Below are 12,409 nucleotides of genomic sequence, written 5' to 3'. Positions count from 1 at the left end.
TTATCTCCTCTAAATAAAATACAATATTTTCCTCGTACTAAATATTTATAGCAATTCCAGCAATGAATAAACTAACAATTATGAGGAAAGGCGTACCAATCATTGCTCCTCTTAGATGCATCTTATAATCTTTATATCCCTTCATCCCTTCTGTACTAGGAATAACAACAAATCTCGGGGTAATCCGGCAAAATATAAGCCAATCTAGAATGAGTAAATCAACTAAGTTAAAAATCATTAAAATTCCAAAAGAATGTAAGAAAGCATCTATAAAAAATAATTTCTTATGTTGATTTAGTAAAAAAGTTGAAATGAAGGGTGTTCCAAAAAGAATTACATTATATACAATTCCAAAGTATAAAGTTTGTCTTTTTTCAGTAATTGTTTTGGCAGAACAGATTTTTGAATATCCTTAGGATAGTCATTTAACCATAGACGAGGATTATAATATAATGATCCCAAAATTATTATGGATAGTATAATAGACATAATTGTTCCAACGAGCAACATTTGTTCATATTGACCCATAAATTATTCTCCTCCTTAACTTGTAATTACCGTAAAAATATTAAATTACTATGTAAAGACTCATTCTATTAAAAAACCTATGTATTCCCACATCAGAAAATTAACATAAATCTTTGCTAAATAACTTTTTCATTTCTATGTTTAAAATCGATTTCTTTCAGCATCCACTCTTATTTCTTGACATATCATTTCAAACTTCATAAAGTAAAACATTATGAAGTTTGAAGTTCTCCATCTCTCACATAACTTCTTTGCTTCCGCTAAATTTTGAGGTGGGAATGTTACTGTCTATTAATGCGGGATAAATTCACGTAAGAACAGGACTGGTGAAATAAATGAAAATTGAACATATAGCAATTTGGGTGAATGATTTAGATACAATGCGCACTTTCTATACACAATACTTTAATGGAGAGGCGAATTCTTTATATCACAATAAAGCTAAACACTTCGAATCTTATTTTATTACTTTTGAATCTGGAGTACGCCTTGAAATTATGCGAAAGAAAGGAATAGAAGATAAACCTAATCCCAATATAACCGGGTATGCTCACTTGGCTTTTTCTGTTGGTAGTGAAGAAAATGTGAATCAACTAACCAAAACATTAAAAGAAGCTGGATATCCGGTATTAAATGGACCACGTTTCACTGGAGATGGCTATTATGAGAGCGTAATTAGTGATCCAGAAGGAAATCAAATCGAAATAACTATCTAGCATAACTTTTCAATATATAAGTTAAAAAATAATATAACAACCAAAAACCGTTCAAAAATTTTGAACGGTTTTATTATCTAATTCTGTCGCATTAAAAAATTTGATTATTACAGAAATGCTAGTTCTATCGTGTTCCTTAATGACAATACTAGTCTACTAATCTCTTTAGATGTTCTATGTTTTCTGAAGATACTTTTTCTGACAATCTTGCCCCAGCAATAATAGGAGCCCACTTTATAACTTCATCCCTTGATAAACCAGCATTTTTGCAATATATACGTAAATACATTTCAGCCAACTCTACTGAAGCCTGGGCATACAACAAATATGTTCGGTAGACATCGGCACGAATATCTCCCGCGCTAGCATCCACCCAATCAATAATTTTCACATTATCATTACTCAAAATCAAATTAAATGGATGAAAATCCCCATGACATAGCCTAGGTTCAAATACCATTGAATCCAATTTTCTTAACAATTTACCCTTTTGTTTCTCATCTAGATTATGTGCTGATTTAATCTGGCGATATAGTTTTTCTGACATCGGTTCAAGTAAATCCGAATCAACAACAACAGCATGCACCTTTTGTTGTGCATTAACACAAATACTTATGTAATGCTCAGCTCGTTCCATATTATGAATTAAGAGATCACCTACTGTTTTCCCTTTTACATATTCCATTATAATTGCTTACCTACCCTTTATTTCTGTGACTTCTAATACCTTTGGGACTTGAATCCCGCATGAATAAGCGTATTCTTGTTTCTTTGCCTCATATAAAGATTCTGTATTTGGAAAGTGCTTTTTAAACACTTTCACAATTTTATTATCATAAAGATATATCTTTGCTGTATTCCCAATAGCTATCGGATTACCTAGGTTCAATTATTCCCTCTCCTTAAGATAAAGTGAAACTTTAATCATTTGGGGTTTCTTCACCCCCACTGACTATCAGCCCTCACCAATTAAGCTTTTACGGGCAGCCCTATCTTCACCCAACTTCTTTGCTTCTGCTGAATTTTGAGTCGGGGGTTTTACTGCACGCGAATAGCGGGATAAATCACAATAATATCCTGCGTTTCATTTAATAAATTCGATGTAATTATAGTGAAAACCTTCCCCCTTACATTAACAGAATATCTACATTTGAGTTTTAATTGGGATTATCCCCTGTTCGTCCATGCGGGTAGTTCAATAAAAGAAGGAGTTTACGTTAGCTTGACGAATTTATACTGATATAATTATAAAAAGGGTGGTTTAATTGAACATTTTGTGGGATTTTGATGGAACATTATTTGATACTTATCCTGCGTATACAAAAATACTCTCTCAGGTTTTAGGAGATACAGTGGATAAACAGGAAATCTATGAAAAGTTAAAAATTTCGTATTCTCATGCAATTGATTACTATAACATTTCCAGCAATAAAGAAGAAGAAATAAAAAACCTAACGAAGAAACTATCTCCAAAAGAGATGAAACCGTTTGATAATGTAGAAGAAATCTTAAAATTTGCAAATAAAAATGTAATTATGACCCATAAGCATAGGGACGGAATTTCAGCCATATTAAAGTACTACGGATGGGATAAATACTTTGTTGATATGGTTACGATTGACGATGGTTTTCCTCGAAAACCCAATCCATTAGCATATATTCATTTGCACACAAAACACAGAATCAATTTAGTTATTGGAGACAGAGAATTAGATTTATTACCCGCAAAAAAATTAGGAATTTCAACATGTATGTTTCAAAGTCAAAGTGATTTAGCTGATTATCATTTACAGGACTACTCAGAATTTTTTAATACCAATATTTCGTTAACAAAACAGGCGATTGATTAACAATACATACAGTAAAAGGACCAAAGTTTGGTTCTTTTATTTTTATTACTATCAACATAATACTTTAACAGAGCCAATTGAACTCCCCCCACCTTCACTTCGTTTAGAGGAGGGGGATGAATCGGTTAAAATGATAAAAAAAGACCCTGTAAAACAGGATCTATACAAACTTTAAAACATCGTGTTCATATTTCAAATCGATTTATACTCTTAATTAATTTTTCTCCATAATTGCAAAGTAATTCTTCTCATGATCAGCAAAATTAAACGCTCTACCAGACGGCATATTTACAATTTCTCCAACTGTAATTTCTTTCTCTACAAACTCTTTATATAATTTATCGATATCTTCAGTGAAAAACAACATGGAGGGTGTACTAAGATTTAATTCAGGCTGCATCTTCGCAATTAATTCTTTATTATGTAGAACAATACTCGTTTCTGCTGTCTCTGTTGGCGCGATTTCAATCCATCTAAACCCTTGACCGTTATCTTCATCCGCAACTAAGTGGAAACCTACTTTTTCTGTCCAAAATTGCACAGCCTCATCTTGATTATTTACATATAACATAATTTGACCGATTTTATGAATCATTATCTTTTCTTCCCTTCTTCTACTTCAACTTCAATTGTATTAAGTATATACGAACTAGCGTTCTTTTTAAAGTGCTTTTATACTAAACTTTCACTTTAAATATTTTATCTTCCTTAATATCTTGAAATGAGGATTATCAATTAAGTAATAGCCGATACAGATCTAATAACCATAATAACATTATGTAAATTAAGTTGCTATATTCTCTCTTCATTTTAACCTGTATGTCTTAATTTATTGTCCTTTTTCTATTCATGTATATTTCCACTACACTACAAATAAGTGCCAAAAAGAAAATAAATGCTCCTATTAAAAAAGTTTTATTAAAACTACGAATAACCCCGTATTTATATTTCCATTTAATTTGTTCGTAGAGTTTATTTCCTTCCTCTGATTCCATGCTTACATATTTCTTCTCATCACTTGTTTGTATTACGTGTAGTATTTTTTGTTTTTCAAAGTCTGTTTGATTGCCTTTTTGAATCATCGCTTTCACTTGTTGCTTTATTTCTTCTTTTTCGATAGATAATTGATGATTTAAAATCACAACTAATATCGCTACACCTACTATACTTCCTACTGTTCTAGAAATATTAGATATACTTGACGCAATACCTGATTTTTCGGTTGGAACACTTAAAACGGCAGTTGTTGTCAATGGAGCAAGCGTACACCCTGCACCAAAACCTACAACCACGAGTCGCCAAATATAATCCCAATTTGAAAAGCCTGATTCCATATGACCAAATAAATACGAAGCGATTATAAATGCGATAATTCCTATACTACCGATAACACTACTTCCACGTTTTGCAGCAATGGGTGTCATAATCGCGGTAACTACCATTGATACTACCGCAAGTGTACTAATAATCATCCCTGATTGAAGCTCGCTCATTCCATCTACTTGAACTAAGTAAAATGCAAAAACAAATAAAAAGTTCATTAAACCCATGCCTACAAAAAATAATGAAAGATTTGAAAACGAAAACTCCTTATATGAGAATAAATATAGGGGTAACATCGGATTTTCACTTTTCTTTTCAATAAAGATAAACAATATGAAGCTTATAAAAGAAATAACAAAGAGAAGACTTATACTTAGCGGACTTAAACTCGATTTATTTACTTGTATCAGAGCGTACACAAGTAAAAACAATGCACATGATGAAGTAACCATACCTGCCCAATCTATTTTAGAACTAGCTGTATGATCATATGATTCTTTAATAAAAAGAAAGACAAAGATTAAGGATAGAATACCGACTGGAACATTAATAAAAAATACCCAGTTCCAACTTAGTTTATCTGTTAAAACACCTCCAAGTGATGGACCAATCGCTGCAGCTAATCCACCAAAAGCCCCCATAACTCCACCTATCATACCTTGTTTTTCTTTTGGCACAAGTTCAAGTCCAAGCGGCATCGCAACAGGTACAATTATGGCTGCAGAAATTCCTTGTAACACCCGAAAAATTACTAATGTATGAAAAGATGTTGCCACTCCGCACATAAGTGAGCTGATAGAAAACCCTAATAACCCAATAACATACAGCTTCTTGCGGCCAAATTGATCCGCAAGACGAGCTGCTATTAATAAACAAGTAACAAAAGCGACATTATATCCATTTGCAATCCAAGAAATTGTATCAATAGACGTATGAAATGTTTTTGTCATTTCTGGCAATGCAATATTTACAATATTTGAATCTAAAATTGCCATGAAGAATCCTGCAACTAATGCAAATAGCGCAAATAATTTTCTCATGTTTCCATTTCCTCTCTCTTAATTTTTCTTATTTGAAATCCCGTTAATAAATAGAGTTACACATGTCTCTATGTACTCTTCTAATTGAATATCCTCTTCCGTTATACTCACATTCATAATATATAAGAATAATTGTCCATAAAACATGTTCGCTATTAAACGATAGTTACATGTAATAATATGTCCCTTCTCTCCAAGTAGCTGTAAATATGTTTCTAAATGGTCAACTAAATGTGAATTTAATTCATGAAGTAATCGTTTCATTTCACTATTTTGTCTAGATTCTAGTAATGCTGCCCAAATATAATTTAATTTTGGTAAGTTTACCTGAATGTATGTTTCTGCAATCTTTGTAAGGTCTTTATTTAAATCACCTGTAAACTGTTCTTCTAATTCCTCTAATAAAGCAACTGGGGTTGTTCGCAAAATAATACTTTCCCGAAATAAATTTTCCTTGTTTTTAAAATTACGAAAAATTGTCAACTCGCTTACCCCTGCTTTTTCTGCAACTTCACGAATTGTCGTGGCCGTATATCCCTTTTCACCAAATAATAAAGTCGCTGCTTCCATAACCTTTTCTCTCGCTGTTGGTTTTCCCATTCTAATTCCTCCATCCAATATGTAAGTAAGTGATTACTAACATATTATCATAAACAAAAATGAAAGTAACTAGTTACTTTCATTTTTGTTTATTCATAAGTCTAACAAAGCGATTTATCGCCCAACCTCCAACTAAACCAACGCGCATGGCCATCCGTTTCTCCAACAGTTTCATTGTATTCTTTCCCATTCATAAAATAATCAAGATGAAGATCTCTATCCCACATATTGTTATAAAGATGGAAAACATCCCGTTTCGCACCAATTTCTTTAACTTTTTCTACTAATTTATGTTTTACACTCTCTGGTATTTGATTCGCTACATGTGTATGGAAAACACAAATCACCGAATCCTCTGGAATTTGTTCTGCAATTTCTGAAAGAAGAGCTACTCCATCCCCTTCTATTAATTTTACAGATTGTTCTTTTAAACAAGCTGCTGCGTGATCAAACATTTCAAGTCGTTCTTTATGCTCAGACCAAATAAGTGAGCGTAACCATAAGTAATCTTCCTCATTATTTAAATCATTTATATGTAAATCAAGTCCGATTCTTTCTACGACAGGTGGACTTTGTTGTAAGAAAAATGGCTGATTCTCCCCTTTTATTTCTGATTTCAAATGAACTTTAGAGTCTTTATTTCCAAAAACCTCTCCTGTTCCATAAGAATAGCTATACTGATCCCAGAACAGCTGTAAACCAGCACTTGTCCCAATTTCAATTAGCGCTAAAGGCTTGTTCACTTTATTAAATATATAACAAAAACTCGGATATAAATATGTACATCGTCTTACTTCGTTTGTCTGCACTAGCTTTGTTTTTAAAATATTGATTATCTCTTCCCTATGAATCTGACAAAAATCTTTAAAATGTTGAAAAGAATGTTCTAGATTTTTTTCTGGAGCCGAAACAAGGCTACCATAGTATTGTTTTAATACATGATTACTCCCTTTCAGTAATAAATAGTGAACAGCACCAAGTAATAAGTTAGGAGTTGGCTGACCAAGTTGTGCGTGTGACGCTAATGCAAGGATTTCCTCGTCTTCTGAAATTTTTAATGATAAATGTTCATATAAATCGCTCGATCCTTTACATTCTTTTATAGAAAAATTTCTAAATAAGTTGGAGATTTGTTCTTGTGTAAGCAAATCGACTCCTCCAATCGCATAATTTAATATTCAGAATAATTTTAACATAAATACAATTATTAGGATATTTGTACTTATTTTGCTAAAAAGACTTATCCTTCAAGATAAAAGGAGGCAGCAAGTTGAATAGAAATATAACCTATACTTTCCTCATATTAATCACATTTCTTATTAGCTGTTCAAAAGAGCAATCCTTTTATATGTACTTCCATGAAAAGATGCAAAAAATGCATTTTGGACAAAAGAACAATTCCTACACTCTCATTCATACAGAAATGAATGTTTCACAAGAAAATGATGCCGTAGCAATATTTACAGAACAAAATCAGCAAGGAGAACAAATATTCATTGCTTATTTTGAAAAGGAAAGTGACAAGTGGAATTGGATAAGAACTACAGGAACTGAATGGAATAGCCCTGTAAGATGGACTTCCATGCATCAAATCCCTTACATTTATGCTGGAACAATTCGTGATAACGCTATTACTAAAGTTTATGTCGGGAACAAAAATGCAAAAATCATTACTGTTGAAGGAACAAAAAGGTTTTGGTATGTCGTTAGTAATACAGAATGGGCTGAGGTTAAAATTGAAAAAGGTGATGGTACACAAGAAGTAGTTGGACAAATTGATGAAGAGATTCTAAAAGATTGGCATAATAAAAACGTCCGATAAAAATACCGGACGTTTTTCATTTCAACATTAAAAATTATACTTATCAATATTATCCTTCGTAAATACAACTCTTTCTGGTAATACAATGATTCCATTTCCATCTGCTTCATAGTCATAACCTTGAATAGAATTCGGTTCCACCTTTACTTTACCTATATTCGGAACTTCAAAGCTATCGCCAACTTTTAATTTCTTTCCTTTTACCACAATTTCATTTGCAACATAAGTGGCAAGTGCGCCTTGTTGTTTTACATCCCATAGCCCAAATTGCTGAACAGTTCCACGTTTTACATAATCACGCATTACGTTTGGAGTTGAAAATCCTGTCACAACTACCTTTTTATCCATTTTTAAGTTTTCAGCAGCTTGTGCCATTGCTGGAAGTGCTGTTGCATCAGGACAAATCACTGCATTAATATCTGGATACGTTTTTAAAATGCTTTCTCCAACCGATAATGATTTTTGTGCATTATTCTCTCCGTACTGCGTCGTTACAATTTCCCAATTTGGATATTTTTCTTTTATAATCTCTTTTGCTTTTGTTACCCACTGATTTTGATCTGTTACAGTCGGACTTGAATAAAAGAATGCTACTTTTCCTTTATCTCCAATTTGTGATGAGGTCATTTGAATTAATAAATTTGCCAGTTGCTCCGGCGTTCCTTGGCTTATATAAAATGAACGGTCTTTCGGATTTACATCAGAATCCCATGTCAACACCGTCATTCCTTTTTTCTTAGCGCGTTGTAATGATTGTGAAAGTCCATCAACCGATGTAGATGAAACCATCAATGCATCATAGTTTTGATTAATAAAATTGTTTATATATTTTACTTGCCCTGATACACTAGCCTCTGACGGCCCATCATATTTCACTTGTACCCCTAATTTATCTCCCATTTCTTTTGCCCCTTCACCACCTGATGTAAAGAAGCCAACCCCTGTCAATTTCGGAATGAAAGCAAATTTCACATCATCTGCTTTTTTCTTGTCTGCTGTTTTGCTAGAACATGCGATTAAACCGATGATACAAACACATGTAATGATAAAAATCCCCAGTTTTCTTTTCATGACATTTCCCCCTTATGCAATTTCCTTCTTTTCCACATAGTGAGTTGCTGTAACTTGAAATGCCTAATAATAACAGAGAGGATAAGTATAATACCAATAACTACATTTGACTGTTCGTTCGTTAAACCTGTCATTTGTAAACCGTACTGCATCATTCCAATAAATATACTTGCTAGTACTGTTCCAAGAATACTTCCTTTTCCCCCAGTGATGAGTGTCCCACCTAATACAACTGCCGTAATAACCGGCAGAATTGTCTCGCTTCCAATATCAGCTCGAGCTGAGCCAAAATATGCTGTTAAAAAAGCCCCTCCTAATCCACCTCCTAACCCAGAAAGAATATAGGCAATAGTTACTATTTTTTTTGTTCGAATACCCGAATATTTAGCTGCCTTTTCACTCGCACCTGTCAATATGACATAACGTCCGTACCTTGTTCGATGAAGTAAGAGTGTAAACAAAACAGTCAAAACGAAAAGTAACCATACTAAATTAGGAATTCCTATAAAACTTCCATTTGCAAGTTGCACGTAAGAATCCGGTAAACCACTTATCCCTTCATATCCACTGGCATTTGAGCCACCCGAGATAACAAGTGCAATTCCTGCATATAAAAACATCGTTCCAAGTGTAACAACAAGAGGTTCTACCTCTGTCGTTTTAATAATCACCCCGTTGATACAACCCGCTAGACAACTGATAAACAAGGCAATAATTACAGCTAAAATAACCGGAATTCCATTCATCCAGAGTACACCAATAAGAATTGAAGTAAGCCCCATAATCGATCCTACAGATACATCGATTCCACCTGTTATAATTACAAAAGTCATTGGAATTGCGGCAATCGTAATAAAAACGAAGTCATTCATACTGAAAAGTAAATTACTAATATTTAAAAAATCACTGTTTAACAAACCAAAGAGAATGAACTCTATAATAAGTAATACAATAAGAACTCCTTCCCATCTTAAAAATCCACGTGCATACTTCATAGATTCATCCTTCTTTCTTCCAACTGTCTTATTCCCTTCCATTTTTTTAAGATGCTGTCTAATATAATAATAAGTAACAGTAAGAATCCTGATATAGCACTATTCCAAAAAGCAGGTATTTTTAAAAAGACTAATGAACTACTTATAACTTCTAAAAAAATCGCTCCCAGTGCTGCTCCAAATATAGAACCTGTTCCACCTTTTAGATGAATTCCGCCGAGAACAGCGGCAGCAATTACTTGTAACTCAATTCCTGTACCAGTTTGATTTGGCACAAAGCCGATATTCATAACAAATATGCATCCTGCAACCCCTGCGCTCATCCCAGAAATAATAAATGCATATATTTTCACCTTGTCTACCGGTATTCCAATGAGGCGTGCTCCGTCTTCGTTATCTCCGGCAGCATAAAAATATCTTCCAAAAGGTGCTTTCGTTAAAAAGATATATAATAATAGTAAAATAGCCAAAATGATCCATACTGTAACTGGAAGCCCTAGTATCATGACAGAAGACATCTGTTTATAAGACTTAGGAATATCTTCAATCCATTTGCCGCCTGTATATATCAACATCGCTCCTCTAATAATCCCTAACATTCCTAATGTCATAATAATTGCCGGTACACGAAACTTCGTAACCCCAACGCCGTTTATCATTCCAATCACAGCTCCAAGCAAGATTGCAACAATGATTGAAATTAAGATGCTATTACCATTTGTCAAAAACATCCCACAAATTGCTGCGCTTAATCCCATAATAGAACCGACTGAAACATCAATATTTTTAGTAAATAATACGAATGATTGACCAATAGCTAGTATGACTAAAATAAGACTTGATTTCACAATTAAAGAAAGCGAACTAAACTGAACAAAACTAGGATTAATAATTCCTACGAGGGCTATGTAAATAAGTAATAAAATAATAATGGATGTTTCATGCATTTTAACTATATTTGAAAAACGTTTCATTCCGTTACACCTTCCCTTCCCACATATGCAAGGCGTGTAACTTCATCTATACAAACTTCTCCTTTCTCTAAATGAGAAACAAGTTTTCCATTCCTCATCACATATACCCGGTTTGCTAATTGAACAATTTCTTCTACATCTGAGGAAATTAATAAAATCGCAAGCCCTGATTGTTTTAAACTTTGAATTGCCTCATATACTTCTAATCTTGCTTTTGCATCAATCCCGCGCGTTGGTTCATCGAGAATAATTAATTTAGGTTCACAGGCAAGATATTTTGCTAATACAACTTTTTGTTGGTTTCCACCTGATAAAGATGTCATTTTTTCATCTACATTGGAAACAACTATCCGAAACTTATTCATATACAATTCCATTAAAGCGCTTTCTTTTTTGTGTTTTAAAAAGAATGGGCTCATCCGGTGTAAAGAAGCTGCCGTTATATTTTCTTTAACAGACCGAATTGAAAAAATACCACTCCCTGCCCTATCCTCCGGAACATATACCATCCCTTTATCTAATCGCTTACTCGTAGAACACTTTGCAATTGACTCCCCTTCTAATAAAATATCCCCTGACAGTATGGGCCTTATCCCATATAACACTTCTGCTAATTCCGTTCTACCCGATCCAACAACACCAGCAATCCCTACAATCTCCCCAGCATGTACATTTAGTGATATATTCTGAAATGCATAACTCGACAGATTTGTTACCTCTAATACTTGTTGAGAAAGTTTCATCGTTTCTTGAGGTGCCTCTTTCTTCTCCTCTTGTTTATAATCTTTAGGCAATAATCCCTCCATTAGCATGTCGTATGTATAATCTGATACATCCCCTTGACTCACTATCATTCCATCACGCAAAATAGCTACTTTATTTGCAATCTCAAAGATTTCCGGAAAACGATGCGTAATATAAATCATTCCGATTCCCTTTTCTTTTAAGTCTTTTATCAGCACAAAAAGACTCTTTATTTCATGAGTTGTTAATGTCGATGTTGGCTCATCTAAAATAAGAATCTCTGCTTCTCTTATTAATCCTCTTAATATTTCTACTAATTGTTGCTGTGCAATTGATAATGAACTTCCAATTGCACGCAGTTCTATGTTCCACCCTAAACTTTTTATCAAATCTTTTATCTTTGTACGAAGTTCCTTCTTCTTTGCTTTTATTCCAATACATATATTTTCTTCAATTGTCATATGAGGAAAAATTAACGGTTCTTGTGGAATTAAATAAATACCATTTAAATGTGCTTCCGCTGGATTAGAAAAACTTTGCACTACTCCCTTTACATACATCTCCCCGGCATCATAAGAGTATAAACCTATTAATATTTTCATCAATGTTGATTTCCCAGCACCGTTTCCGCCAACTAAAGCATAAACATCGCCATAGTCTAATTCTAAATTCACTTCTTTTAGTACCCTTTGTTCTGAGAATGATTTACTCATTTGCCTCACTTTTAATAAGGGGGCATTCTCCAC

11 protein-coding genes and 2 pseudogenes are annotated in these 12,409 nt (G+C 33.5%); 3 read left to right on the top strand and 10 right to left on the bottom strand.

All coding sequences use genetic code 11. The annotated features are described in order from the left end of the window. Positions 1-37: 37 nt before the first annotated feature. Positions 38-528 (bottom strand): annotated as a pseudogene (locus MHH45_RS02275) (nitroreductase). Positions 529-863: 335 nt separating this feature from the next. Between MHH45_RS02275 and MHH45_RS02270 the strand changes: the two are divergent. Continuing rightward, positions 864-1,244 (top strand): VOC family protein, encoded by a 381-nt coding sequence (locus tag MHH45_RS02270; RefSeq protein ID WP_016115227.1) that lies wholly within the window; start codon positions 864-866, stop codon positions 1,242-1,244. Between the two features lie 148 nt (positions 1,245-1,392). Here MHH45_RS02270 and MHH45_RS02265 read toward each other — a convergent pair. Further along, a pseudogene (locus tag MHH45_RS02265) lies at positions 1,393-2,133 on the bottom strand (phosphotransferase). 376 nt (positions 2,134-2,509) lie between these two features. Here MHH45_RS02265 and MHH45_RS02260 point away from each other — a divergent pair. Then, positions 2,510-3,094: an HAD-IA family hydrolase gene (locus MHH45_RS02260; RefSeq protein WP_016115229.1), complete on the top strand. Its 585-nt coding sequence runs from the start codon at positions 2,510-2,512 to the stop codon at positions 3,092-3,094. A gap of 214 nt (positions 3,095-3,308) precedes the next feature. Here MHH45_RS02260 and MHH45_RS02255 read toward each other — a convergent pair whose 3' ends face one another. The 4 genes from MHH45_RS02255 to MHH45_RS02240 form a co-directional block, all read right to left on the bottom strand. Continuing rightward, positions 3,309-3,689: a VOC family protein gene (locus MHH45_RS02255; protein ID WP_016115230.1), complete on the bottom strand. Its 381-nt coding sequence runs from the start codon at positions 3,687-3,689 to the stop codon at positions 3,309-3,311. Positions 3,690-3,918: 229 nt separating this feature from the next. Further along, a complete protein-coding gene (locus MHH45_RS02250; protein ID WP_016132942.1) occupies positions 3,919-5,457 on the bottom strand; it encodes an MFS transporter in 1,539 nt (512 codons plus the stop codon). A gap of 18 nt (positions 5,458-5,475) precedes the next feature. Continuing rightward, entirely contained in the window at positions 5,476-6,057 is a 582-nt protein-coding gene (locus MHH45_RS02245) for a TetR/AcrR family transcriptional regulator (RefSeq protein ID WP_016132943.1), read from the bottom strand. A 101-nt stretch (positions 6,058-6,158) separates the two neighbouring features. After that, positions 6,159-7,205, bottom strand: a complete 1,047-nt coding sequence (locus MHH45_RS02240) for a DUF2332 domain-containing protein (protein ID WP_077294091.1) — start codon at positions 7,203-7,205, stop codon at positions 6,159-6,161. 122 nt (positions 7,206-7,327) lie between these two features. On the opposite strand from MHH45_RS02240, the gene MHH45_RS02235 reads away from it, so the two are divergent. After that, positions 7,328-7,879, top strand: coding sequence for a hypothetical protein (locus MHH45_RS02235; protein WP_016115235.1), 552 nt, complete (start codon positions 7,328-7,330; stop codon positions 7,877-7,879). A 27-nt stretch (positions 7,880-7,906) separates the two neighbouring features. Here the strand turns inward: MHH45_RS02235 and lsrB are convergent, their stop codons facing one another. From lsrB to MHH45_RS02215, 4 genes are read right to left on the bottom strand one after another with little or no spacing between them, the layout of a single operon-like run. After that, positions 7,907-8,950, bottom strand: a complete 1,044-nt coding sequence (gene lsrB / locus MHH45_RS02230) for an autoinducer 2 ABC transporter substrate-binding protein LsrB (RefSeq protein WP_016115236.1) — start codon at positions 8,948-8,950, stop codon at positions 7,907-7,909. Then, a complete protein-coding gene (locus tag MHH45_RS02225; protein ID WP_016115237.1) occupies positions 8,947-9,945 on the bottom strand; it encodes an ABC transporter permease in 999 nt (332 codons plus the stop codon). The genes lsrB and MHH45_RS02225 overlap by 4 nt, the downstream gene beginning before the upstream one ends. Further along, positions 9,942-10,919 carry an ABC transporter permease subunit gene (locus tag MHH45_RS02220; RefSeq protein WP_016115238.1) on the bottom strand — a complete coding sequence of 326 codons (978 nt, stop codon included), beginning with the start codon at positions 10,917-10,919 and terminating at the stop codon, positions 9,942-9,944. The genes MHH45_RS02225 and MHH45_RS02220 overlap by 4 nt, the downstream gene beginning before the upstream one ends. Then, complete coding sequence (locus MHH45_RS02215; protein WP_016115239.1) at positions 10,916-12,409, bottom strand: sugar ABC transporter ATP-binding protein; 1,494 nt, start codon at positions 12,407-12,409, stop codon at positions 10,916-10,918. The genes MHH45_RS02220 and MHH45_RS02215 overlap by 4 nt, the downstream gene beginning before the upstream one ends.

Source organism: Bacillus sp. FSL K6-0042 (genome assembly GCF_038006685.1).
GTDB lineage: Bacteria > Bacillota > Bacilli > Bacillales > Bacillaceae_G > Bacillus_A > Bacillus_A pseudomycoides.
The sequence above is the reverse complement of the archived record's forward strand: the minus strand, read 5'-3'. Positions and strand labels throughout refer to the sequence as shown.